Source organism: Nocardioides sp. Arc9.136, assembly GCF_030506255.1.
Lineage (GTDB): Bacteria > Actinomycetota > Actinomycetes > Propionibacteriales > Nocardioidaceae > Nocardioides.
In genome coordinates this window covers 2,839,317-2,861,948 of record NZ_CP113431.1, presented here as the reverse complement: position 1 = coordinate 2,861,948, position 22,632 = coordinate 2,839,317, and the positions used below count along the sequence as shown (strand labels likewise).

Here is a 22,632-nt window from a genome sequence, read left to right as displayed (position 1 = left end):
TGTGTCCCGGGCGTCTGCGGTGGCGCCGGGTGGTGCCTGGTGGGTGGTGCTGGGGTGCGCCCGGGGAGCAGGTACGCCTCGCTGGAAAGGTGCAGCGGGTCCCGGCTTGGGGTCCGGGGTGGCGTCCTTCGCGGTGGTCTGGCGGGCCGCGTTGACTCCCCGGGCGCTGGTCTCAGGCGGCTGGGCCGGGGGTGGTGAAGGGGGAGGCGAGGTGGAGGTGGGTGGGGTCTACCTCGCCGTCCTCGTCGCTGTTGGTGTCCTCGTCCGGGTCGTCGTCGGCCGTCGCGGTGTCCTCGTCGAGGTCGGTGTCGTCGTCCGCCTCGTCGTCCGTGTCCCCGTCGTTGTCCGCCGGGTCCTGGTCGGGCTCCTCGAGCATCTGCTGGGTGGAGTGGACGGCGGCCGGCTCGCGCTGACCGCACACGTCGCAGGCCGCGTTGTCGTCGACGGCGAGGCCGGAGGCGAGGTAGGGGTGTGGGCGGAAGCGGGCGCCGGCGGCGAGGACGTCGGCGACCTTCGGCTCGGGCGAGTCGCCTTCGCCGTGAAGTGTGGGGCCGTCGTCGGCGAGGCGGCGCTCGTAGTGGAAGGACCGCATGAGCTCTCGGACGTGCTCGGAAGCCATGCCGTCGGGGGCGACCTCGATGAGACCGATGGAGAGCTGGACCTTCTCCTCGCCGTCGCGGTTCTCGGAGCGGGCATCGGCGGTGAGCTCGACGACGGCGACGATGGTCTTGCCGAGGTTGTCGTGGAGGACGGCTGCGATGTCCTCGGTGATGCCGGTGTTCTTGCAGCCCTTGGCCTTGATGGTGGCGGTGGTCGTCATGCGGCGTTGTCTCCTGTCGAGGTGGCGGTGCGTGGGTGGGCGGTGGTGGCCGGCTGCCGGGCGGCTTCCCCTTCCGTCCCGGCAGCCGACGTGGGTTCCGCCGCGGCGTCGACGCCCTTGCTGGACGCTGCGGCGTAGTTCGTGGGGACGACGCGCACGGGTGCGGGGCGTGCGGGGCACTCGTAGAGGAGGACCCACTCGGTGACGCGGCCCGATCCGGGTACGTGGGCGGAGGCTGCGACGGTGAAACGGCCGATGCCTGTCGGACGAGCGTGTGCTTGAGCGAGGAGCCGGGGCAGCTCTGGGCGGGCCTGCGCGACGAGCTGGGCCATGCCGGCGTGGAGGTCGGTGATGGGCCAGATGGCGCGGAAGCTCGTCATGCGGCACCGCCCAGGGACGCGGCGACGCACGCAATCAGATCGCGGGCGGCGGGCGGGGTGACCGCGTTCCCCGCGAGCTTCACGCGCTCGCGTCGGGTCCCGTCCCAGACGTAGTCGGCGGGGAACGCCATGCCGGCGGCGACCTCGTGGGGCTCGAGCATCCGGAACAGGCAGTCGTCGACCTGCGCCGCGGCGGCCTCGATGTCGCCGGGGGTGATGAGCGACTGGTGACCGGCGGTGGTGAGGGTGCGGAGCGTCTCCGACGCGGGCGTGGTCATCTCGGCGCCGCCGGTGTTGTTGCGGTGGATCAGCGCGTACCGGTCGACGGTCGTGAGGGTGCCGACCGGCTCGTTGACGGGCTGCGCGGACTTGCTGGCGCCGTAGTACGGCACGAGCAGCGCCGCACCCCCGCCGGTCGCCGTCGTCGCCGTCGGCAGTGGTTCCGTGACGGGGTGAGCGCGGTTTGAGTGGTTGTTGGCCTGGATCAGCGCGTGGTGGTTGCCGGACGCGGTGACCGTGGACAGCGGATGGCCCGCCGGCCGGGCGTCGGAACCGCCGCCGCGGAGCTCGGCGATGAACGGTGGTGCGCCGACAACGGCCTTGCTGGTGTCGTTCGCCGTCAGGGTGCTGACCGGCTCGTCGATGCCGCGCACGCGGTAGTCGAAGCGCCGGTCGAGCAGGAAGGCCGGCGGGACGGCGAGCGCGTCGAGGTGTCGGCTGGTCTGCGTGCGGAGCGGCCGGTCGGCGCTGTTGACCCGGTCGCCGGCGCGACCCTCGAGCGGCACGACGAGCGCCTTCGACTCCATCGTGTGGAGCGTCCGCAGGACGTCGTGGGTCGACCAGGTGCGGTAGTAGGCGTTCGGGTCGCTGAACGAGGGGTGCTTCGGGTCGGCGGCGTCGTACTGGTTACCGCCGGAATCCATGTGGAACGGCGACCAGTACCGCGCGATCCCGGCCGCGATCCGGCGGCGGGTCTTGTCCGCGAGCGGCTTCGCTCGGTCGCCGATCCGGGTGCCGGCCAACGACCAGTCGATGGCGGCCGCGGCCGGGAGGTAGCCGGGCTCGACGGTGGTGCCGCAGGTGCCGTGGACGTAGACGTACTGCGAGCGGTACTTGCCGACGGTGCGGGCGTTCTTCCATGCCTGCTGCGACTCGACGACCTCGGTGCAGGTGGGGCACCAGGCGAGCGGGCGGAGGACGGCGTCGATGTTCGGCGCGCGGTTGCCGCGGAGCCAGCACACGATGTAGAGCCGGTCGCGGGACTGCGGCGCCGGGTCGCCGTGCGCCTGGGCGTGCATCGAGTTCAGCGAGACGACCCGGAAGTCGTAGCCGAGGTTCCGCAGGCTCTTCTTCCACAGCGTCCACGCCTCGGCGTACTTCGGGTTCGTGGCGATGTCGACGACGTTCTCGATGACCATCGCGGCGTAGCGGTGGTGCTCGGCGAACCGGAGCACGTCGAACATCAGGAGCCGGGAGCGCTGGACGATCGCGGTCTCCGGGTCTTCGTCGACGAGCTCGGGGTCGAGCAGGTCGAGCAGGTTTGCCTCGACGGAGACCGAGGCGTACTTCCCGCCCGAGGCCTGGGACCACTTCGTGCACTCGGGGGAGGCCCAGAGGATGTCGGTGCGGGGGAAGTAGCGGGGGTCTTCCTCGTGGAGGTCGACCGCGGCGTGGTCGGCGTCGGGGTGGTTGCGGTTGTGGACGTCGACGGCGAGCTGCCAGTGGTTCGCGGCGATGCGGATCTCGACGCCGGGCACCTGGATCGCGCCGGTCGAGGAGCCGCCGCCGCCACAGAAGAGGTCGGTGATGGTGAGCGTCATCGGAGAGCCAACCCGTCGTGCTGGCTGGCTGCGGTGGAGCGAACGTGGCTGCGTTGGTGGTCGACCGCGAGCTGGTCGGCCTCGGAGCGGAGGCCGCGGGTCTCGGAGAGCGCGCACTGGCTGCAGGTGATGAGGTGGCCTGTGCCGGCAGCGACGGCGGTGACGCGGACCTGGGCGAGCTTGGTGGCCATCAGGCGATCTCCTCGATGACGATGTCGACGCCGGCCTGGGGGAGGGCGACCTCGTCCTCGCTGGCGTAGAACTTGCGGGCGCGGACGTCGACGACCTGGGTGTCGTCGGCCCAGACGGCGGCGTCGGTGAGGGCGTCGAAGACGGCGCGCTGGAGCTTGTCGACGTCGCCGCATGCGCGGCCGGGGTAGCGGGGGGCGCTGTCCTTGAGCAGGTGGGCGTTGCGGCCGGTGCGGTAGTGGGAGGGGGGCCGTTCGAAGGTGAATCGGACCCAGACGCGGACGGGGCCGGTGATGGTGTCGTGGTAGCGGCAGGTGTCCTCGGCGACGAGCTTCACCTGGTCGCGCCAGGGGGCGAGGGTGGCGGCGTTGGCGTCGATGAGCGCGGGTCGGCCCTTGCGGGTGACGGCGGTCTTGGAGCCTTGGGGGATGGGGAGGCCGAGGACGCGGATGCCGAGGCGTCCGGGGATGGCGGTGGTGGTCATGGGTGGGTCCGTTCCATGTGACGGGCGAGGGCGCGGTGGCCGCGGGCGCGGTGGCCGCAGGCGGGGTAGGGGCAGCCGGGGCCGGTGAGGACGTCGGCGAGCCAGGCGCGCAGGGATGTCACGGCCGGCCGCCGCCGACGGCGTGGGCGGATTGCGCGACGTTGTCGGAGCGACCGCGTACGGTCCCGGCCGTGACGTTGCGGATGGTGGTCTCAACCCAGCCCCTAGAACCGGCACGCCAGTCGACGCCCGGCTTCTTCACGGGCGACTGGTGGTTGCAGTACGGGCTCGATGGATTTGCTGGGGGCGTCATTGGCGGCCTTGCAGTAGTTGCCACTCTGCTGGTGCAGCGCTGGCAGTTCGCAAGAACGCTTAAGCACGCTCGGCAGCAGCAAGCCACCCAGTTTGAGCACGAGATGCAGATCTCTCGTGCAGCGCTGGCGCATGAACGGGAGCTGTCGAGTGAAGCCCGCGCGCACGAGCGCGCATTGATTGCGAGTACGGAGTTGCGGGAGGCAGTGGCCCGCTTGCACGCGCTCACATCACACGTGCGGCTCCGCAGCCACGCGAGTCGAACGAACGCCGAGTGGGGCGAGATGCTCGCCGACCTGTACAGCGAGATAACCGTGGTGGAAGCCAAGGCGGCTCGGCAATCCAAGCGTCTGTCGGGCGATCTTCTGACGGCGAGCGAGTACTTGATGGCTTCGATCAAGCCCAAACCGGAAGGCGAGGACTTCGAGCTCCCGAAGGCAACCATCCGTCGGGTGGCCACCCACGTGAACGCGCGGTCTTTGGCCTTCCTCCGTACCGAGCCCGGCGTGTACGACACGCTCCCCCCGCTTGACTTCGAAGACGGCCCAGCGAACTGAACATGGGCCGTCGTCACGCTGCACCCGCTGAACCCAGCTGCTGTGCGACCGACGTCTGCACCGGCCACCCTTGGCTGGCCTCGACCGACGCGGCCTCCTCGGACTTCCCGACCTTCCGGAAGAACGACGCCAGCCCGGCCTGCTGCTCGCGCCGCCAGTCCGCCTGGTAGCGGTGCAGCGTCGGCAGCTTCCACCGGGCGATCTCCGGCCAGTCCGCCGCGAGCCGGCCCAGCAGCCGGATGCACGCCAGCGCGTCCGCCGTCGCGTCGTGGGCGCCAGTGTGGACGATCCGGTAGTGCGCGCACAGCGACGTCAGGGTCCGGTCGGTCGACCCGCAACCGCCGCACTTCGTCCTCCCGCCGCGGCAGCCCCCGCAGACGTGGACCCGGTTCTCCTGGTCGCACGCCGTGCCGTCGGGGGCCTTCTTGTAGCACTGCTTGCGGTAGGGGTCGTACTGCTTCTCGATGACCAAGGGGTCGACGACGCCGCGGATCCCGGACGGCCGGGAGGAGAGCGGGTCGATGCCGGCGCGGACGAGCTCGGCCTCGAGCATCGAGAGGTCGAACGCGGCGTTGTGCACGACCAGCGGGGTCTCGATGTGCATGGCGGTGGCGCACTGGGCGGCCATCTCGAAGAGGGCGCCGTCGCGGGCCATGGGCTGGTCGCCGGCGGCGGTGATGCGCATGGCCTCGGCGCCGGCCAGGCGGGCGTGGAGGCGGTCGTTGGTCCAGCCGTGCACGGCGGCTGCCTCGGCGGGGATGTCCATGCCGGGGTCGAGGAGCCAGGAGATGGTGCGGGGTCGTTGGCCGGGGATGCGGTGGACGATGGAGGCGGTGACGAATCGGTCGTTGTCGAAGTCGAGGCCGGTAGTCTCGGTGTCGAAGGCGGTGAGGTTCCCCTCGTGCCACTTCAGGGCGCTCACGCGGCGACCCCCGCGGTGAGCAGGCCCAGGTAGTGCTGCAGCTCCTCGGCCGAGGCGTCGTCGGGGAGCAGCCCGCCCATCCGGGCCTTGAAGTCGTCGACCACGGCCGAGAGACCCATGCCGCGTTCACCGCCGGCCTTGACGGCCTGGTACCAGATCGCGTCGGCGTCCGCGCCGGCCTGGACGTCGGCGCCCGGGTCGGGGAACGGGGTGTCCTCCTCGACGACCTCGGCCTCGTAGGCGCCCTCCTTGTCGGGCTGCGGCTCGGCAGCGGCGGCCGGGGCCGGCTCGGCCGCGGGCGGCTTCACCGCCTGCGCCCGGGCCTTGAACGCGTCGAGGAACGCGGCCGCCTCGGGCGTCGCGCTCGCCGTCGGGCCGACCAGGTTCTGCGCCCGCGCGGCCTCCCAGATCGAAGACAGTGCGTCGAGGGACACGGCCGCCTCGACCTGGCGGTGGTACTCGACGTACGGGTTGACGACCGCGGCCGGCCCACCTGCCGGCAGCGCGGCCGGGCCGGGCACCGGGCCCGCGAGCGCCGGGGTCGCGACGCGGCCACGCCCGGCCATCAGCTCGGACGGGGTCACGTCGATCTCGATGATCGGCACGTGGAAGTGGCGGGTCTGGATCTTCGTCCCGCCGTTCTGCCGGTCGGGGACCTCGGCCTTGCTGGTGCGGGGCTCGAGGGAGACCCAGCCGTTGACGTAGCCGCCGGCGGCCGCGAGGAACTCGGCGGCGTCGGGGAGCTCGACGGCGGCGTTGAAGCCGTGGGTCTCCAGGCGCCACACGCCGATGCCCTCGACGTCGCGGAGGACGACGTTGAGGCGGGTGGTGGGCCGCTTGATGGCCTCCTGGTGGCCGAAGTCCTCGGGGTCGCAGAGCTCGTCGGTGAGGACGTTGGTGTGGCCGTCGCAGCGGTGCTTGCAGCCGCCGCCGGTCCAGTACTCGTACCACTGGGTGACGGGCTGCGGGGGGACCATGATGGGGAGGCGCTTGGAGTCGGTGATGACCTCCCAGGCCTTGGTGCCGCCGCCCTGGGGCTGCCACTCGGCGACTTCGCCGCCGTAGAGCTCGGCGACCTTCTCGAGGAGGGGGCGGGAGTGGGAGGTGAGGCGGAAGCGGTCGAGCTTCTCGGGGCGGGTCTTGCCGTTGCTGGTGGGCACGACCTGGCCGATGCGGATGCGGCCGAGCTCGCGGGCTCGCTTCTGGATGTCGAGGATGGGCATGGGTCAGTCCTTCGTGGTCGGGACTTGGGCGGCCTTCGCCGCTGCGTGGGAGTCGGGAGAGCACGGGTGGGCCTCGACGAAGTGAGCGCGGCAGTAGTGCTCGCAGCAGAAGGCCTTGCCGTGGAACGTGGATGAGCAGCACGGGGTGTGCTCGGGCTGAGCTGGCTTGTCGCAAGTGCCGACGAAGCACACGAGAACCTCGTCGGTGTCGGCCTGGCGGGCGGCGTCGCGCGCTCGGTCGACGGCGCCGCCGAGCGCGGCGAGAAGGTCGGCCTGGGTCTTCATCAGGCCACCGCCCCACGGGCAGCCGGCGGCACCAGCGCCCCACCGATCACCGGGGCATCAGCCCGAGCCGACGCGATCCGCGAGGACCACTCGTCGACCATCTGCGCGTGCCGGAAGTAGGAGTACTCCAGCTCCCCGCACCGCACCGGGTAGAGCCGGTAGCCCTCCGGCCGGAGGTGCAGGATCACGCCCACCTCAGCGGTCGCCGGCATCGGCACCCGCGACCCGTCACGCAGCCACGCGACCTTCGCCTTCCGGTACGCCGACATCTGCAGCCCGGCTTCCGGGTAGACCCCGTGCACGTGACCACCGGACGTGATCCGGTCCCACTCGCCGCCGGTCTTCGTGTCGCCCATCAGGTCGCCGGCCGGGTCGACGACGTACCCGCGGGCGCGGAGCATGTCGCCGATCAGCCCATCCGCGGCGATCGTGTAGTCCAACGTCCCGGCCCAGCCGTGTTCGGCGTTCGCCACCACCATCTCCGAGGCCGTCCACCGCGGACGCCACTCGGCCTCCATGCGGGCGAACTGCTCGATGAACGGCGCGAGCTCCGGCCCGTCGAACGCCCACTCCTGGCCGGCCACCGTGACCGACGCGGGCAGGGGGGTGCCGAGGAGGCGGGACTCGATGATCGCGTGGACCGCGGACCCGACCTCGGCGCGCTCGTCCTTCTTCCGGGTGTGCGCCCGGGTGATCCAGTTCCGCAGCTCGGCGAGCTGCTCGGGCCGGCGCGACGCGGCGACCAGGAGGGGGAGCGCCTCGATGGCGGCGTCGGTGCAGGTGTTCCCGGCCCAGTGGACGAGCGCGGGCTTGGGAACGCCGCCGGAGAGGATGGTGGTGACGGAGCGGAGGCGGTCGCCGGTGGCGTGGTCGGCGTAGTAGCCGTTCCCCTGCCGTGCGGGGATGGGGCCCTTGTCCTTCTTCTTCGGCTGGGCCTTGTGGTCCATCGGTCGGCCGGTGACGACGGGGACGTCGTCGCCGTGGATCCGCAGCGGGCCGGTCATCTCGTGCTCGTCCGGGGCGCTCACGGGATCACGTCCTGCCCGGCCGGGCCCCACACCGGCAGCTGCGGCTCGCCAGGGTGGGCGTGACCGAGGCAGCTGGTGCCGGCGCAGTGCCGGGGCTGGAAGTCGAGCGGGTACGACCGGTGCACGACCCGCGCGGTCGCACGGTGCTTCGGCGTCGGCCGGGCGTCGCCGAACCGGCGCCCCGAGCACCACAGGTCGCGGCCGTCCTTGGTGACCTCGTGGCGGGCGTGGCGGAACGAGCGACCGCAGTAGAAGAGGCCGGCGTCGACGAGGTCGACGAGCGCGTCGTGGTCGTCGGCGACGACGGGGCCGCCGGTGAGGAACGCGTCGGCGGGCACAGCCCAGCGGGTGTCGGTGGTCATCCCAGCACCCCCGCGTCGTGAGCGGCGTCGAGTCGGCAGTCGGTGCAGTCGGCGAGACGGCAGTCGCCGCAGAGCAGCCCGTGGTGGGTGCACTCGGTGACGGCGTGGCCGGGGCAGGTGACGTCGTCGAGGCAGAGGACGAGACCGCAGCCGCCGTGGCACTCGGTGTGGTCGGGGGAGAGGACGCCGGTCGCGCGGGCGAGCGCGACCTGGTCCTCGGCCTGCTCGCGGTGCTTCCGCTCCTGGCGGGCCGGGTCGACGACGTAGACGTAGATCGACATCGCGACGATCGCGCCGGCGATGAGCGCGACGCAGGACCAGTCGTAGGCGCTCATGCCGGCACCGCCTGCAGGGTGGTGCGGGTGGTGACGAGTCGGATGGGGATGAGGCCGGCGAACCGGATGGTCACGGTGATGTGCTCGTGGCGGCGGTTCCCCGAGGGGGCGGTCTCGGTGTCGAGGACCTCGACGAGGGGGGAGGCGAGCCAGGCGTCGAGCGAGTAGTGCGCGATCGCGAGGGAGAAGTAGGGGAGGGCCGACGACGGCGGGGTGATGGCGAGCGGGGTGCCGAGGCCCTGGTCGCGGATGTGCTGGACGAGCGCGACGAGGACGTCGGTGGACTGCCGCTCGATGAGCTGGTCCCGGACGGTGCTCATCGGGTCGGCTCCTCGAGCTCGTCGCCGGTGGCGTAGACGGCCGCGGGGGTGGTGACTTCCCACTGCTCGATGGGCGTGGGGTCCTCGTCCTCGTCGGACGGTGCGGTGTCGGTCAGTAGCGGGGCGCAGCGCCACTCGACAACCTCGCGGGTCTCGGTGCGCTCGGGCTGGGGCTCGATGACCTGCAGGTCGGTGGCGGGGATGGTGACGGTCTCGGTGCGGACAACCACGCGCTCGCAGACCTCGTCGCGGTCGACGACAACCTCGGCGCGGACTCCACCGCCGTACTCCTTGGTGAAGTCGAACAGGTCGCCGCCGCCGTGACGTCGGCCCTTGTCCCAGTGGCCGCCGAGGGACCGGACGACCTGAGCCGCGGTCTCCTTCTGGTTCTGGTCGCCGAAGATGAGCCACTGCGCGACCGGCACGTGGGTGGGAAGCAGGGCGGTGGACCGCTCGATGTCGTCGGCCAAGGCGCGGAGCCCGGCGACCATGGCGGCGCGCTTGCGGTGGTGGGTGTTGGTGGTCTGGTTCGTCTCGGTCATGAGACGCTTCCTCTCGTTCGTGGGGTCCGGTCGCTGCCAGGCGAGATGCCGGACCCTGCGGCTGTTCTGGGCTTGTTCAGGCGATGCGCTTGGCGCGGCGCGACTGCGCCGACTTGAGCGCCAGGCGCTGGTAGTGCGCGCGGCGCGCGGACTCGGCGCGGATCGCGCGCTCGTCGGCCGGGAGCTTCCGCTCGGGGTCGACCTGGTCCTCGAACTTCCGGGCCATCGCGTCCCGCGCGGCCTGGGTCGCAGCCGACCGGTCCTCGGTGTTCGCCCACCGGGTGCGAGCGGCGATCTTCGCGATCTGCTTGCGGTCGCTCACGCTGCACTACCGCCTCGGGAGGCAGTAGCAACAGCGGACGTGCGAACGACCTCGCGGGCCTCGAAGTAGTCCTCCAGGGTCACGTCGAGCGCCTTCGCGATCCGCAGCGCGATGTCCTCGCTGCAGTCCCGGTCGCGACCGGACTCCAGCAGCGACACGTACTGCTGGGTGCACCGACCGAAGACCGCGAGCTGGCCCTGCGTGAGGCCCTTCTCGCGCCGCCGGCGCTTCAGCTTGTTCGGGTCGATGACGTACATCCACACCTCAGGGATCGGCGGCCGAGGCCGGCGTCGGATTCGTGTGCTCATGGTGCGCCTCCTGCATCTCGATTACAACTACAACGCGAGACGGTAGCAACCAGTTGTGAGTTGTACAAGCGATCCGCTGGAATGTCTTCGCAGGTCACGCCCGACCCGCGACGTCCATTGCTACTTGTGACTTGTGCTTACAGCGCTGTCGTTCACGGCACCGCGTTGTACAAGCCAAACGGGAAGGCCCCACCTTGAGCGACGTGAACGAGACGCTCCAGGACCTCATGGAGCGCAGACTCCGAGAGATGGGGAAGCGCCGTGGACGTGGCGAGAACATCAGCCTCCGCGAGGCGTACCAACGCCTGCTCGACTCGACGAACGACCGCAACGCCGAGCGCGTCGAGACGGGCGAGGAGCAGCTCGGCCCGCCGCCGACCTACGAGGTCTTCCGCCGCATCCGCAACGGGCACTCCCGCATCTCCGACGCGACCGCGAGCGCGCTCGCCACCATGCTCGACGTCCCCATCGAGGACGTCTACACCGCCGCCAAGATCCGCCCGCGGCTCGGCCGCTTCACCCTCCCCACCCGCGCCGACCGACTCGACGACCAACAGCGCCAAGTCGTGCTCTCCGTCATAGACGCGATCCTCCAGGCCGGCGAGACCAGCGCCGAGGACGAGCCCAAGGCCACCCGTCCGCGCGCGATCTCGCGCAGCGAGGCGCAGGAAGCTCGGCGCCTCCGAGTGATCGAGCAGGCGCTCCCCGAGGGCCAGGCGGCGTACGACGAGGACGACGACCCGGGCGACGATGACGACCCGCTCAACCACCCCTGAGCCCGCCGGCTCCCGGACCGGTGTCGGCGGCTTTACCTACGGTCGCCGCATGCAGCAGCCGTGGAACCCCTGGCGGGAGCTCTCGAACCGCCCCGAGGTGAAGCTGGAGTGGATCCACCGCGGAAAGCGTGGATGCATCGACTTCACCACCCGCACGATCACCCTCCGCTACTCGATGCCGTTCGAGGAACGTCGCTGCGTCATCGCCCACGAGCTCGTGCACGACGAGCGCGGCGACGTCCCGAGATGGATGAAGCCACGCGAAGAGGCCGCCGTACGCCGGGAGTCCGCGCGCCGGCTCATCACCCTCGACGAGCTCGAGCGTGCGCTGCGCTGGGCGGAGTACATCGAGGACGCCGCCGAGGAGCTCCGCGTCGATGTGCCCACACTCCAGGCGCGGCTCGCCGACCTGACCGAAGACGAACGCGCCCACCTCGAGCGGCAGCTCGAGCACCGCCACCACCACTGAGGGATGCAGATGAAGAAGCTCCTCGCGTCGACGATGCTGGCCGCCGTCGCGCTGACGGCCTGCGGAGGCAGCGATTCCTACACGGAGTCGTCGGGAACGGCGACGTCACCGGCGTCCAGCGAGCCGCCGGCGCCCGAGTCGCAGGCGGCAAGCCCGACACGTGAGCCGTTCGCGCCCGACACCGGCGAGTACGCGCTGGAGGTGGGAGAGACCCGGCGGGGGAGCGTCATGTCGACCACCGTCCTCGAGATCCGCGACCCCTACCCGCCGGAGTACGGCAGTCAGCCCGAACCGGGCGCGCGGTTCATCGGTGTCCGGCTGCGGACCTGCGTGGACAAGGGGGCCGTGCTTGACGACTTCGGCGTCCAGTCGGCCTATGCCGACGACTTCGTCGTCGCAGATGCGCGCAACAACACCTGGCCGAGCGTCGGCCTGTCGATGAGCGACTTCCCGCTGCCGCGCTACCCCGATCTCCGAGAGCTGGGTCCGGGGGACTGTGTGAAGGGCTGGCTCGCGCTGCAGACCCCGACGAAGGTGAAGCCGGTACTCCTTCAGTACGTGCCGGCCGGCGACCACGTAGCCGACTGGCGGTTCCCGACTCGGCGGTGACCACCTAGTTCGATGCACAGTGTTCGCGAAGTCACCGCGTAACCGCAGGTCAGCACAGCGCATAACAGGCCATTCCTTACAACGAGGTGGTCGGGGGTTCGATCCCCTCTGCGCCCACCATCCGCGCGCGCGGCACCGTCGGTGCGCCCGCCTAGCGTCCGGCGGCATGGGCGCGAGCGACCGGGACCGGATGGACACGAGCCGCCCGGTGCCGGTGTGGGTCAACGAGTCGACGGCGTTCCGCGGCCCGGTCGCGCCAGGGATCCTGCTGGAGTGGCGGCAGGTCGCCGGCCACCGGGAGCCCCGGTGGGAGGGCCTGACGACGTTCGCGGTCGGGGGCGGCGAGCTGCCCTGGTCGGTGGTGACGAAGTGGGTGCGGGAGGCGTGCCTGCTGCCGATGGAGCCGCGCTTCCCGCCCGGCGCCCGCACGTGACCCATCCGGACGGCGACCCGCTCCGAACGTCCTCCTGGTGCCCCGGCCGGGGGCCCGTGGGGGGAGTCACCGGCGGGGCGCCTGCGCGGTCCTGGAGCCACCTGCGTCCAGGGCCGCGCCCGGCTTCCACGGCTTGCACGGCGTCCCAGGCGGCCGGTGACGGGTGACCGGCGGCGGCCTACGCTGGGGTCATGCCCGAGTGCGAGTACGGCGAGGACTGCCCGCTGGCTCCCGTCGCGCTGGTGCCCATGGACCCCGTCGACCTGCTGGCGTGCGCCGAGCACGTCGACCAGGCGCTCGCGTGGGAGCCCGAGCTGCTCGTGACCTGGCTGGCCGACGAGGACGCCGCCCGCGCGTCGTGACCGACCGGCGCCGGACGCCCTGCGTGGTGGCCCGCCACCTCCCCGATTCCGGGGATGAGCCGGGGGCCGGACGGTCGTAGCGTCGGAGGTGTTCGGCGTTACCCCATGGCGCCGCTCCTCGCGGGACCCGGGGGTGCCTACCGCTGCTGGCGCCCCCGGGGCCCGGTCGCGCCCCCCCGTCCGGTCAAGGCACTCCATGAGGGCGCTCTCATCCGCGGCTCACGGTGACCTCACTCGCGGGCCGCAGAGTCCTTCTCGTCAGCACGACACCGACGAGAGGACGAGACATGAGCAAGCTGGTGAGGACCGGGGTCCTGGCGGTCGCGGGCGGCGTGAGCGCCGGGCTGATCACCTGGGGAGCGCCCGTGGCGTTCGCCGACGACGAGCGCGACGACCGGGGGACCGCGTTCCAGCGCAAGGACGACAACCCCGACGTCGTGATGACCGTCGACGACGACGATGACGACGACACCAACGACGACACGCGGACGAACACCGGCACCGGGGTGAGCAAGTCGACCCGTGACGGCACCAACAGCCGGTTCACGAACGTCAGCCGCGACCGGGACAAGAGCCGCAGCGACCTGACCCGGGACTGGACGCGGGACGGCGGCGACCGGACCCGCGACTGGAGCAAGAACAAGACGAACGACGCCTCGCGCAACGACACGCGGGGTCGCTGACCGATGGCCCGGGACAGCTGGCACCTGACCGAGGGGGACGCGATCACCCCCGAGCTGACCGCCGTGAAGCTGCTCGGCGGCGGCTCGTCGTACGAGGCGTTCCTCGCCTTCGACGAGATCACCTACGCGCCGGTGGTCGTCAAGGTCGTGCGTCCCGGGCTGGTCGCCGACGCCTCGGCGCTGCGCGGCCTGCGCCGCGAGGTCGAGGCGTTGGCGACCGTCAACCACCCGGTGGTCGTGCGCGGCCTGCGCCACCGGTTCGACGGGGAGCGGCCGCACGTCGTTCTGGAGCAGGTGGACGGCCCGCGGCTGTCGACGCTGGTGCGGCGCTACGGGCCGCTCCAGGAGCAGCAGTACCTGCCGCTGGCCATCGAGGTGGCCTCGGCGCTCCACTACCTGCGCCACCTCGGGTGGACCCACCTGGACATCAAGCCGAGCAACGTGATCATGGGCGCTCCCGCACGGCTGATCGACCTGTCGGTCGCCCGGCGGGTCGGGGACGCCGCGGCGCTCACCTCGCCGATCGGCACCGACGCCTACCTCTCACCGGAGCAGGCCGAGCCGCCGCGCACCGGGACCCCCGGGCACGCCAGCGACGTCTGGGGCCTGGGCGCCACCCTGTTCGAGGCGGTCGCCGGCCACCGCCCCTTCGACCACGGCGACCTCGACGCCCGGGACGTCCGGGACCGCTACCCCCAGGTGTGGGCCGACCCTCGGCCGCTGCCGGACCGGACCCCGCACGAGGTGGTCAAGGTGGTGGCCGCGATGCTCGAGCGCGACCCGGCCCACCGACCGCTGCCGCACGAGGTCGCCGAGGCGCTCGAGCCGGTGCTGGACCGCCTGCCCCGTGCGCGGCTGGCGGGGTTCCGGACGCGCTGAGGGCGTTTTGCTCGACGGCCGCCGGTTCATCCAGGGATGCAGACGACCCGTCGCCTCCCCGGGTGAGCGCATCTGGGGAAGTGGCGGTCCACCAAGGGATGCAGGCGAACCGCCGGGCGGCGCGCTTCCCTGCATCCCTTGATGGACCGACAGCCGGGACAGTCGCGCTCAGGCGTCGCTGAGCGCGTCGCCGGCGCGCTCGGGCAGTCCCCAGGTGGCGGCGGCGGCGACGGCGAAGAACGCCGCGAACACGACGAACAGGCCGGTGGTGCCGGTGCCGGCGTCGAGCAGCCACGGCACCGACAGCGGGGCGAGCACCGAGGCGATCCGTCCGAAGCCGGCAGCCGCGCCGGCGCCGGTCGCGCGGAGGCCGGTGGGGTAGACCTCGGGGGTCACGGCGTACAACGCGCCCCAGGCGCCGAGGTTGAAGAACGACAGCGCCATGCCGGCCGCGATGATCGCGGCCTCGCTGTCGGCGCGCCCGAACAGCACCGCCGAGACGGCCGAGCCCACGAGGAACGTCGAGAGGGTGGCCCGGCGGCCCCAGAGCTCCACCAGCACCGCGGCGGCGGCGTACCCCGGCAGCTGCGCCAGGGTGATGACGAGGGTGAACCCGAAGGACCGCACCAGGTCCATCCCGTCGGCGACCAGCAGGGACGGGATCCAGATGAAGGCGCCGTAGTAGGAGAAGTTCACCCCGAACCAGACGGCCCACAGCGCGGCCGTGCGGCCGGCGTGGGGGCGCTCCCAGACCGCGAGCGGTCCGGGCGTCGCCGGGGGAGCGGCGGTGGTCGCCGGCTCGACGGCGGTCGGCGGTGGGGCCGGGACGCCCGCCGCCGCCTCGAACCGGCGGACGGCCGCCTCCGCCTCCTCGTGCCGTCCGCGACGCTCGAGGAAGCGCACCGACTCCGGCAGGCCGCGCCGCACCACGACGGCGTACGCCGTGGGCAGGGCGCCGATCGCCAGCGCCCACCGCCAGCCGTCGTCGGACTGCGGCACGACGTAGTAGCCGATCAGGGCCGCGACGACCCAGCCCACCGCCCAGAAGGACTCGAGCGCGACGACGACGCGGCCCCGGATGCGGGCGGGGGCGTACTCGCTCACCAGCGTGCTGGCGACGGGGAGCTCCGCGCCGAGGCCGAGGCCGATGAGGAAGCGGAAGACGAGCAGCGCACCGACCGACCAGGACAGCGCGGCGGCGCCGGTCGCGAGCCCGTAGACCAGCAGCGTCATCGCGAAGACCTGGCGCCGGCCGAACCGGTCCGCCAGGAGGCCACCGAGCGTGGCGCCGACGGCCATGCCGACGAAGCCGATGCTGGCGATCCACGACAGGGTCGTGGGACCGAGGTCCCACTGCACGGCCAGCGCCGCCATCACGAAGCTGATCAGGCCGACGTCCATGGCGTCGAGCGCCCAGCCGACGCCGGAGCCGACGACGAGACGACCGTGCTCGCGGGTGAAGGGGAGGGCGTCGAGCCGCTCGCTGCGGGTGGGCACGGGCGGACCGTACCCGGAGGGGCACCGGGTCAGCGCTCGAAGCGGTACCCCATGCCGCGGACCGTGACGATCGTCGCGGCGCCGAGCTTGCGGCGCAGGTAGCCGACGTACACGTCGACGACGTTGGAGCCGGGGTCGAAGTCGAAGCCCCACACGTGGTCGAGCAGCTGCTCGCGGGAGAGCACCTGGCCCGCATTGAGCATGAAGATCTCGGCCAGCGCGAACTCGCGGGCCGAGAGGTCGAGCTCCGCGCCGGCGACCGTCGCGCGACGGGTGCGCAGGTCGAGGCGCACGCCACCGGCCTCGACCGAGTCCCGCGCCGCCGCGCCCGGGCCGGCCTGCTCCTGGGCCTGGCGCAGCCGCAGCCGGATCCGGGCCTGCAGCTCGGCGAAGCGGAACGGCTTGGGCATGTAGTCGTCCGCACCGCCCTCGAGCGCGGTGACGGTGTCGGTCACCGAGTCCCGCGCGGTGAGCACGACGACCGGCATCCGGGAGCCCTGGGCGCGCAGCAGCTCGAGGACCTCCTGGCCGTCCATCCCGGGCAGGCCGAGGTCGAGCACCATCAGGTCGTGGGCGCCCGACAGCGCCTCGTCGAGCCCGGCGCGCCCGTCGTCGACGACGGTGGCCTGGTGGCCGTCGGCCCGCAGGCCCTTGGCGAGGAACGACGCGATGCGGGCCTCGTCCTCCACGATCAGGATGCGGGCCACGGGACCTCCTCGACGACGACGGACCGGGGGAGCGAGACCAGGAAGCGGGCGCCGTGCGGGGGCGTCGGGCTGGCGTCCTCCACGGTGACGGTCCCGCCGTGGGCGGCGACGATCGCCCGGACGATGGAGAGCCCGAGGCCGAACCCCTCGTCGCCCGCAGGCACCCGGCTGCGGCCGAACCGCTCGAAGACCGTCCGGCGGTCCGCCTCCGGGACGCCGGGGCCCGTGTCCCGCACCCACAGCAGCACCCGCCCGGCGTCGTACGACGAGCCGATGCCGACGACGTCCCCGGGTCCGGTGTGCTTGACGGCGTTGTCGGCGAGCTGGAGGAGGGCCTGGGTGAGCCGTTGGCCGTCGACGCGCGCGACGACGTCGGCCGTGCCGTCGAGCCGCCAGTCGCGGTCGCCGAGACCGCGCACCTTGGCGAGCACGTCCTCGGTGAGCTCGCCGAGCGGGACCTCGGTGGGCATGACGAAGTCGGGACGGTCGGACTTGGCCAGCAGGATCAGGTCGCCGACCAGGCGGGCCATCCGGTCGATCTCGTCGAGGAGCAGCGCGCGGGTCTCGGCGACGTCGACCGGGTCGTGGACGTCGAGCAGCTCGAGGTGGCCGCGCAGCACGGTGAGCGGCGTGCGCAGCTCGTGACCGGCGTCGTCGAGGAACCGGCGCTGGTCGGCGAAGGCCGTCTCCAGCCGGTCGAGCATGCCGTTGAGCGTGCGCGTGAGCGCGGTGATGTCGTCGTTGCCCGACTCGGGGATCCGGCGTGACAGGTCGGTCTCGCGGAGCTCGTCCGCGGTCTCCCGCAGGACGCGCAGCGGCGCCAGCAGGCGCCCGGACTGCCACGCGGCCGCCGCCACGACGAGGAACGTCAGCAGGCCTGCGACCACGACGTAGGTCCGCATCGTGTCGAGCAGCTCGGCGCGGTCCTCGTCGAGGTAGACGACCACGAGCAGCGCGCCCCGCCGGTCGTCCTGGCGGACCGGTTGCGCGGCGACCAGCACGCGGCCCTGGGCGGTGTCGACGCGGGTCGAGCCGCCGGCGGTGACCAGGGGGCGCACCGCGGCGAGGAAGTCCGGGTCCCGGTAGAGCGGGTCGTCGCCGGGGAACCGCACCACCGGTCCGTCCCCGACCCAGCCGATGAGCACCTCGTCGTCGTCCGGGACGTTGCGCGAGAGGAACAGGTCGAGCAGCGCCCGGATGGTCGCGAAGGGCTGCCCGGTCGTGGGGTCGATGCCGTCCCCGCGCAGCTTGGCGAACTCGTCGAGCTCCTGCTCCACCTCGTCCACGGTCTGCGCCTGCACCCGCTGGGACTCCACGACGTACACGATCGCCCCGGCGGCGCTGAGCGCCACCAGCACCAGCACGGCCACGGTGGCGGTGATCCGGGCACGCACGGAGAACCCCGTGCGCGGGGCACGGGGTCCGGGCGGAGGCGGTACGCCGTTCAGTCGTCGTCCCCGCCGCCGCGCTCGTCCTCGTCCCGCTCGTCCTCGTCGGGCTCGTCCTCGTCGGGCTCCTGCTCGTCGGGCTCGTCCTCGAGGTCGTCGGGCCGGGGGCTGACGACCGGCACGCCGCCGTCCGAGCCGTCCCCTGACCCGGCCCCGGACCCGCTGCGGTCGCCGGTGCCGTCGTCGTCGGGGCTCGGCGACGCCGACCGGGACGGGCGGGTGCTGAGCGTGGTGCCGGGGGAGGGCGGCGACGAGGGCGCGTCCTCGATGACGATCACCTCGCGCGGGGCGGGGTCGTCGGCGCTGGAGGCGACGAGCGACCCGGCGACGTACCCCCCGACGGGGAGCGCGACGGCGAGGCCGAGGAGGTACTTCCACACCGGGCTCATGGTGCCCACGATCCTGCCGCACGGTGGGTGGTGGATGAGAGGCCCATGAGAGGACTCTCATCGGGATGCCCCCGGTGCCGTCGGGTACCCCGACGGGGACCTGTCCCCGGAACGAAGGAGTCCCCGTGGTTGACGTGCCGCACCACGACCAGCTTCCCCTTCCCGACTACGACCACCTCCCGGTCGGCTCGCTCGAGGGCCGGATCCGCTCGCTCGACGGCGCCGCGCTCGAGGCGGTGCTGGCCTACGAGCAGGCGCACGCGAACCGCGTGCAGGTGGTGCAGCTGCTGGTGAACCGGCTCGCCGCGGTCCGCGACGGCGCCCCGACGTCCGGCGGCTCGCCGCTCGCGGCCACCCCGGAGGCCGGTCAGGCGCCGCAGTCGGGCTCGCAGGACTCCGCGAGCCTCAAGGAGGGCCCGGCGATGAACCCGCCGTCGCAGGGAGTGCCGACGAACCCCGCCCAGCCGCGCTGAGCGGGGCCCGTCCCACGACCCGGCCGGTGGGCGTCCGTCACACGGTGACGGGCTGCCCACCGGTCACGGCGATGACCTCGCCGGTGATGTAGCTGGCGTCCGCGGACGCCAGGAAGACGTACGCCGGCGCGAGCTCCGCCGGCTGGCCCGCCCGCCCGAGCGGCGTCTGCTGGCCGAACGTCTCGACCTTCTCCTCCGGCATGGTGGCCGGGATCAACGGCGTCCAGATCGGACCGGGCGCCACGGAGTTGACCCGGATGCCCTGCTCGCCGAGCTGCGCGGCCAGGCCGCGCGTGAAGTTGGCGATGCCGGCCTTCGTGGTCGCGTAGTCGAGCAGCGGCACGGACGGCGAGGAGGCCTGCACCGAGGAGGTGTTGATGATGGAGGACCCCTCGCGCATGTGCGGCAGCGCCATCTTGCACAGCCAGAACATCGCGTAGAGGTTCGTCTTCATCACCCGGTCGAGCTGCTCGGTGGTGATGTCGGCGATCCCGCCCGGCTGGGACATCTGGTACGCCGCGTTGTTGACCAGCACGTCGACCCGGCCGAGCTCGCGCACGGTGGTGTCGATCAGCTCCCGGCACGCGTCCTCGGAGGTGAGGTCACCCGGGACGGTGATCGCGCGCCGCCCCGCCTCCTCCACGAGACGGGCCGTCTCCCGGCCGTCCTCGTCCTCCTCCTCGAGGTAGGCCAGCACGACGTCGGCGCCCTCGCGGGCGTAGGCGATGGCCACCGCGCGGCCGATGCCGGAGTCGCCGCCGGTGATGACCGCGACCTTGTCCTGGAGCCGGCCGCTCCCGCGGTAGCTCTCCTCGCCGTGGTCGGGCTCCTGGCCCATCTGCCGGGTGACCGAGTCCTCCGACCCGGGCGGCGGCAGCTGCTCGCCCTCGGTGTCGGGCTGGGTGTGAGCGCCGTGCTCGGCGCCGAGGTCCTCGCTGCTCACGACCCGGCCTCCTGGGTCCCGACGCTGGGCTGGTCCCAGCGCAGGAGCGCGGCGACCGGCTCACCGGCCATCGCCTGGTGCGGGCTGACCGCGACCGCGGCGTCGGTGAGGACGGCGGCGGCGACGAGGGCCTGGTCGGCGCGCAGCGGCTGCTGGGGCACGCCGTCGCCGAGGCTGAGGCCCTCGTGCCGGGAGGGGTCGAGCTCGTGCTCGGCGGCCGCGGTCGGGTCGAGCAGGAGGGTGTCGACCTGCCCGCGGACGAAGGCGTCGGCGACGTCGTCGATCCCGGTCGCCACCGACTCGCCGCGGCCGAGGCGCTCGCGGAGCTCGTGGACGACGCCCAGGCGGCGCTGGACGACCTGCTCCATGAGCGCGTCGCGGATGGCCTGCTGCAGCGCCTCGTCGCCGCCGTCCTCGGCGCGCTGGCCGGTGCCGAGCTCGACCACCTCGGCCGCGGTCCCGGCGAGCTTGTCGCGGACCATCCCCTTCGACGTCGGGTCGCCGGCGAGCAGCACGAGCCGGTGGCCGGCGCGGATGTGGGAGGTGACCGCCTCGACGACCTCCTCGGCGCTGTCGCGCCAGGCGTTCTCGGCCCGCAGCTCGTAGTGCTTCTGCGCCCAGCCGCCCACGGAGACCTTGTTGATGTCGTCGGCGCGCTGGTCGTCGACCTCGATGCTCTGCTCCTCCAGTGCGGTCGGCACGTCCGAGACGTGCACCGCGACGTCGCCGCCGGTGTGGTCCACGACCGCCAGCACGAACGAGACGGTGCTGTCGCGGTGCTCGATCCAGGCGGCGAGGTCGGGGAGCGGTCCCCACGTCGCGACCGGCTGGTCGACCTGGACCGAGGCGACCTCCTCGAGCACCACGCCGTCGGCGTTCGCGACCACCAGCCGCCCGACCGGCGCGGGCCGGTCGCCGGGCTCGGAGAGGACGCGGACGACGGTCTCGACGACCGCGTCGTCGGCGCCCTGCTCGCGCAGCTGGTCGCCCGCCGCGCGCACCCGGAGCTCGTGCTCGTGCTCACCGTTCTCGGTGCCGCGGCTGACGTCGACGAAGGCGGTGGCGAAGGGACCGGCCGCCTGCTTGAGCTTGCTGAAGTCGGTGGTGTCCATGGGGCGTCGGTTCCCCGAGACCGGTTCGGAATACCGCCCTGGGCGCGACCCCGGAGGCCTGCCTAGAGTGGCCGGCGTCACGCCGTACCCGCCGCCCAGGAGGTCCCGTGCTCGTCCCCTTCAGCGTCTCCGACTTCATCGACCGGGCCGTGACGGTCTACCCCGACCGCACCGGCGTCGTCGACGAGCCGCAGCAGCCGGCGCCGTCGCTGGGGGAGGTGACCTACCGCGAGCTCGGCGACCTCGCCGCCCGGCAGGCCGCCCACCTCGACGAGCTCGGCATCGGTGTCGGGGAGCGGGTGGCGGTGGTCAGCCACAACAGCGCCCGGCTGCTCGGCTCCTTCTTCGGCGTCGCCGGCTCCGGACGGGTGCTCGTGCCGGTGAACTTCCGGCTGCGCCCCGACGAGGTGCGCTACATCGTCGAGCACTCCGGCGCGCGCGCCCTCTACGTCGACCCCGAGCTCGAGGACGCGCTCGGCGGCGTGGGCGCCGAGCACCGGTTCACCCTCGGGCACGACGAGGACCTGTACGCCGCACCCGGTGCCACGCCCCGGCCGTGGGACCCGGACGAGAACGCCACCGCCTGCATCAACTACACCTCCGGCACGACCGCCCGGCCCAAGGGCGTGCAGATCACCCACCGCAACATCTGGGTCAACGCACTGACCATGGGCCTGCACACCGGGCTGACCGACCGCGACGTCTACCTCCACACGCTTCCCCAGTTCCACGCCAACGGCTGGGGGATGCCGTTCGCGACCACCGGCCTCGGCGTGAAGCAGGTGGTCATCCGCAAGATCGACGGCGCCGAGATCCTCCGGCGGGTGCGCGACCACGGGGTGACGATCATGTGCGCCGCGCCCGCCGTCGTCGCGGCGGTCCTGGACGCCCTGCCCACCTGGGAGGGCGACGTCCCCGGCCGCGACCGGGTCCGGATCGTCGTGGCCGGCGCCCCGCCGCCGACCCGGACCGTCGCACGGGTCGAGGAGGAGCTCGGCTGGGAGTTCATCCAGATCTACGGCCTCACCGAGACCTCGCCGCTGCTGACGGTCAACCGGACGCGGAGCGAGTGGGACGGGCTGTCCACCGACGACCGCGCGGCCAGGCTGGTCCGCGCCGGCGCGCCCGCCCTCGGCGTACGGCTCTCGACAGGTCCCGAGGGCGAGGTGCTCGCCCGGTCGAACGTCGTGATGGACGGCTACTGGGAGCAGCCGGAGGAGAGCGCCACCGCGCTCGCGGACGGGTGGTTCCACACCGGCGACGGCGGCACGATCGGCGAGGACGGCTACCTGACGATCTCGGACCGGAAGAAGGACGTGATCATCACCGGCGGGGAGAACGTCTCCTCCATCGAGGTCGAGGACGTCCTGTTCTCCCACCCCGCGGTCGCCGAGGTCGCCGTGATCGGCGTCCCGAGCGAGAAGTGGGGGGAGACGATCAAGGCCCTGGTCGTCCTCGCCGAGGGCTCCTCCGCCACCGAGGAGGAGCTGATCGCGTGGTGCAAGGACAAGGCCGCCGGCTACAAGGCGCCGACGTCGGTGGAGTTCCGCGAGGAGCTGGCCCGCACCGCGACGGGGAAGCTGCAGAAGTTCAAGCTGCGCGCGCAGTACTGGGAGGGGCAGGGCCGGCAGGTCGGCTGAGCC

The 22,632-nt window shown here is 72.6% G+C and carries 31 protein-coding genes; 10 read left to right on the top strand and 21 right to left on the bottom strand.

Features of this window, described 5'->3' with window-relative positions; all coding sequences use genetic code 11:
• Positions 1-172 precede the first annotated feature (172 nt).
• Genes OSR43_RS13865 through OSR43_RS13845 form a run of 5 tightly spaced genes read right to left on the bottom strand, consistent with a single transcriptional unit; the run spans position 173 to position 3,693 of the window.
• Complete coding sequence (locus OSR43_RS13865) at positions 173-820, bottom strand: hypothetical protein (RefSeq protein ID WP_302267189.1); 648 nt, start codon at positions 818-820, stop codon at positions 173-175.
• The gene (locus OSR43_RS13860; RefSeq protein WP_302267188.1) at positions 817-1,200 is read right to left on the bottom strand and encodes a hypothetical protein; all 384 of its coding nucleotides are present in this window, start codon (positions 1,198-1,200) and stop codon (positions 817-819) included. The genes OSR43_RS13865 and OSR43_RS13860 overlap by 4 nt, the downstream gene beginning before the upstream one ends.
• The gene (locus OSR43_RS13855; protein WP_302267186.1) at positions 1,197-3,020 is read right to left on the bottom strand and encodes a DNA cytosine methyltransferase; all 1,824 of its coding nucleotides are present in this window, start codon (positions 3,018-3,020) and stop codon (positions 1,197-1,199) included. Before OSR43_RS13855 ends, OSR43_RS13860 begins: the two co-directional genes overlap by 4 nt.
• Positions 3,017-3,211, bottom strand: coding sequence for a hypothetical protein (locus OSR43_RS13850; RefSeq protein ID WP_302267185.1), 195 nt, complete (start codon positions 3,209-3,211; stop codon positions 3,017-3,019). The genes OSR43_RS13855 and OSR43_RS13850 overlap by 4 nt, the downstream gene beginning before the upstream one ends.
• Positions 3,211-3,693, bottom strand: a complete 483-nt coding sequence (locus tag OSR43_RS13845) for a RusA family crossover junction endodeoxyribonuclease (RefSeq protein ID WP_302267184.1) — start codon at positions 3,691-3,693, stop codon at positions 3,211-3,213. The genes OSR43_RS13850 and OSR43_RS13845 overlap by 1 nt, the downstream gene beginning before the upstream one ends.
• Before the next feature lie 191 nt (positions 3,694-3,884).
• Here OSR43_RS13845 and OSR43_RS13840 point away from each other — a divergent pair, with 191 nt between their 5' ends.
• Positions 3,885-4,562: a hypothetical protein gene (locus OSR43_RS13840; protein ID WP_302267183.1), complete on the top strand. Its 678-nt coding sequence runs from the start codon at positions 3,885-3,887 to the stop codon at positions 4,560-4,562.
• Between the two features lie 13 nt (positions 4,563-4,575).
• On the opposite strand, the gene OSR43_RS13835 is transcribed toward OSR43_RS13840, so the two are convergent.
• The 10 genes from OSR43_RS13835 to OSR43_RS13790 all read right to left on the bottom strand — a co-directional run bounded on the left by OSR43_RS13835 (position 4,576) and on the right by OSR43_RS13790 (position 10,209).
• On the bottom strand, positions 4,576-5,484 hold the full coding sequence (locus tag OSR43_RS13835) for a hypothetical protein (protein ID WP_302267182.1): 909 nt from the start codon (positions 5,482-5,484) through the stop codon (positions 4,576-4,578).
• On the bottom strand, positions 5,481-6,707 hold the full coding sequence (locus tag OSR43_RS13830) for a hypothetical protein (protein ID WP_302267181.1): 1,227 nt from the start codon (positions 6,705-6,707) through the stop codon (positions 5,481-5,483). Before OSR43_RS13830 ends, OSR43_RS13835 begins: the two co-directional genes overlap by 4 nt.
• A gap of 3 nt (positions 6,708-6,710) precedes the next feature.
• Entirely contained in the window at positions 6,711-6,992 is a 282-nt protein-coding gene (locus OSR43_RS13825; protein ID WP_302267180.1) for a hypothetical protein, read from the bottom strand.
• Positions 6,992-8,020: a hypothetical protein gene (locus OSR43_RS13820; RefSeq protein WP_302267179.1), complete on the bottom strand. Its 1,029-nt coding sequence runs from the start codon at positions 8,018-8,020 to the stop codon at positions 6,992-6,994. The genes OSR43_RS13825 and OSR43_RS13820 overlap by 1 nt, the downstream gene beginning before the upstream one ends.
• Positions 8,017-8,382: a hypothetical protein gene (locus OSR43_RS13815; protein ID WP_302267178.1), complete on the bottom strand. Its 366-nt coding sequence runs from the start codon at positions 8,380-8,382 to the stop codon at positions 8,017-8,019. The genes OSR43_RS13820 and OSR43_RS13815 overlap by 4 nt, the downstream gene beginning before the upstream one ends.
• Positions 8,379-8,717, bottom strand: a complete 339-nt coding sequence (locus OSR43_RS13810) for a hypothetical protein (RefSeq protein ID WP_302267177.1) — start codon at positions 8,715-8,717, stop codon at positions 8,379-8,381. Before OSR43_RS13810 ends, OSR43_RS13815 begins: the two co-directional genes overlap by 4 nt.
• On the bottom strand, positions 8,714-9,037 hold the full coding sequence (locus OSR43_RS13805; RefSeq protein WP_302267176.1) for a hypothetical protein: 324 nt from the start codon (positions 9,035-9,037) through the stop codon (positions 8,714-8,716). The genes OSR43_RS13810 and OSR43_RS13805 overlap by 4 nt, the downstream gene beginning before the upstream one ends.
• Positions 9,034-9,579, bottom strand: a complete 546-nt coding sequence (locus OSR43_RS13800) for a hypothetical protein (RefSeq protein WP_302267175.1) — start codon at positions 9,577-9,579, stop codon at positions 9,034-9,036. The genes OSR43_RS13805 and OSR43_RS13800 overlap by 4 nt, the downstream gene beginning before the upstream one ends.
• A 76-nt stretch (positions 9,580-9,655) precedes the next feature.
• On the bottom strand, positions 9,656-9,901 hold the full coding sequence (locus tag OSR43_RS13795; protein ID WP_302267174.1) for a hypothetical protein: 246 nt from the start codon (positions 9,899-9,901) through the stop codon (positions 9,656-9,658).
• Entirely contained in the window at positions 9,898-10,209 is a 312-nt protein-coding gene (locus OSR43_RS13790) for a helix-turn-helix transcriptional regulator (protein WP_302267173.1), read from the bottom strand. Before OSR43_RS13790 ends, OSR43_RS13795 begins: the two co-directional genes overlap by 4 nt.
• A gap of 248 nt (positions 10,210-10,457) precedes the next feature.
• On the opposite strand from OSR43_RS13790, the gene OSR43_RS13785 reads away from it, so the two are divergent.
• The 7 genes from OSR43_RS13785 to OSR43_RS13755 all read left to right on the top strand — a co-directional run bounded on the left by OSR43_RS13785 (position 10,458) and on the right by OSR43_RS13755 (position 14,420).
• Positions 10,458-10,985 carry a hypothetical protein gene (locus OSR43_RS13785; protein WP_302267172.1) on the top strand — a complete coding sequence of 176 codons (528 nt, stop codon included), beginning with the start codon at positions 10,458-10,460 and terminating at the stop codon, positions 10,983-10,985.
• Between the two features lie 49 nt (positions 10,986-11,034).
• Positions 11,035-11,454 (top strand): hypothetical protein, encoded by a 420-nt coding sequence (locus tag OSR43_RS13780; protein ID WP_302267166.1) that lies wholly within the window; start codon positions 11,035-11,037, stop codon positions 11,452-11,454.
• A gap of 9 nt (positions 11,455-11,463) precedes the next feature.
• A complete protein-coding gene (locus OSR43_RS13775) occupies positions 11,464-12,063 on the top strand; it encodes a hypothetical protein (RefSeq protein WP_302267165.1) in 600 nt (199 codons plus the stop codon).
• Between the two features lie 166 nt (positions 12,064-12,229).
• On the top strand, positions 12,230-12,496 hold the full coding sequence (locus tag OSR43_RS13770; protein ID WP_302267164.1) for a hypothetical protein: 267 nt from the start codon (positions 12,230-12,232) through the stop codon (positions 12,494-12,496).
• A gap of 191 nt (positions 12,497-12,687) precedes the next feature.
• The gene (locus tag OSR43_RS13765) at positions 12,688-12,858 is read left to right on the top strand and encodes a hypothetical protein (protein ID WP_302267163.1); all 171 of its coding nucleotides are present in this window, start codon (positions 12,688-12,690) and stop codon (positions 12,856-12,858) included.
• Between the two features lie 287 nt (positions 12,859-13,145).
• The gene (locus OSR43_RS13760; RefSeq protein WP_302267162.1) at positions 13,146-13,541 is read left to right on the top strand and encodes a hypothetical protein; all 396 of its coding nucleotides are present in this window, start codon (positions 13,146-13,148) and stop codon (positions 13,539-13,541) included.
• Positions 13,542-13,544: 3 nt separating this feature from the next.
• The gene (locus OSR43_RS13755; RefSeq protein WP_302267161.1) at positions 13,545-14,420 is read left to right on the top strand and encodes a serine/threonine-protein kinase; all 876 of its coding nucleotides are present in this window, start codon (positions 13,545-13,547) and stop codon (positions 14,418-14,420) included.
• Positions 14,421-14,588: 168 nt separating this feature from the next.
• Here OSR43_RS13755 and OSR43_RS13750 read toward each other — a convergent pair whose 3' ends face one another.
• From OSR43_RS13750 to OSR43_RS13735, 4 genes are read right to left on the bottom strand one after another with little or no spacing between them, the layout of a single operon-like run.
• Positions 14,589-15,917 (bottom strand): MFS transporter, encoded by a 1,329-nt coding sequence (locus tag OSR43_RS13750; protein WP_302267160.1) that lies wholly within the window; start codon positions 15,915-15,917, stop codon positions 14,589-14,591.
• 29 nt (positions 15,918-15,946) lie between these two features.
• Positions 15,947-16,624 (bottom strand): response regulator transcription factor, encoded by a 678-nt coding sequence (locus OSR43_RS13745; RefSeq protein WP_302267159.1) that lies wholly within the window; start codon positions 16,622-16,624, stop codon positions 15,947-15,949.
• Complete coding sequence (locus tag OSR43_RS13740; protein WP_302267158.1) at positions 16,609-18,018, bottom strand: cell wall metabolism sensor histidine kinase WalK; 1,410 nt, start codon at positions 18,016-18,018, stop codon at positions 16,609-16,611. The genes OSR43_RS13745 and OSR43_RS13740 overlap by 16 nt, the downstream gene beginning before the upstream one ends.
• 50 nt (positions 18,019-18,068) lie before the next feature.
• The gene (locus tag OSR43_RS13735; RefSeq protein ID WP_302267157.1) at positions 18,069-18,461 is read right to left on the bottom strand and encodes a hypothetical protein; all 393 of its coding nucleotides are present in this window, start codon (positions 18,459-18,461) and stop codon (positions 18,069-18,071) included.
• A gap of 125 nt (positions 18,462-18,586) precedes the next feature.
• On the opposite strand from OSR43_RS13735, the gene OSR43_RS13730 reads away from it, so the two are divergent.
• Positions 18,587-18,934 (top strand): hypothetical protein, encoded by a 348-nt coding sequence (locus tag OSR43_RS13730; RefSeq protein ID WP_302267156.1) that lies wholly within the window; start codon positions 18,587-18,589, stop codon positions 18,932-18,934.
• A 37-nt stretch (positions 18,935-18,971) separates the two neighbouring features.
• Here OSR43_RS13730 and OSR43_RS13725 read toward each other — a convergent pair whose 3' ends face one another.
• Together OSR43_RS13725 and OSR43_RS13720 are read right to left on the bottom strand one after the other, a co-directional pair.
• Positions 18,972-19,877, bottom strand: coding sequence for an SDR family oxidoreductase (locus OSR43_RS13725; protein WP_302267155.1), 906 nt, complete (start codon positions 19,875-19,877; stop codon positions 18,972-18,974).
• Positions 19,874-20,989: a Vms1/Ankzf1 family peptidyl-tRNA hydrolase gene (locus OSR43_RS13720; protein WP_302267153.1), complete on the bottom strand. Its 1,116-nt coding sequence runs from the start codon at positions 20,987-20,989 to the stop codon at positions 19,874-19,876. Before OSR43_RS13720 ends, OSR43_RS13725 begins: the two co-directional genes overlap by 4 nt.
• A 107-nt stretch (positions 20,990-21,096) precedes the next feature.
• Between OSR43_RS13720 and OSR43_RS13715 the strand changes: the two genes are divergently transcribed.
• On the top strand, positions 21,097-22,629 hold the full coding sequence (locus OSR43_RS13715; RefSeq protein WP_302267152.1) for an AMP-binding protein: 1,533 nt from the start codon (positions 21,097-21,099) through the stop codon (positions 22,627-22,629).
• The last annotated feature ends 3 nt before the right edge of the window (positions 22,630-22,632 follow it).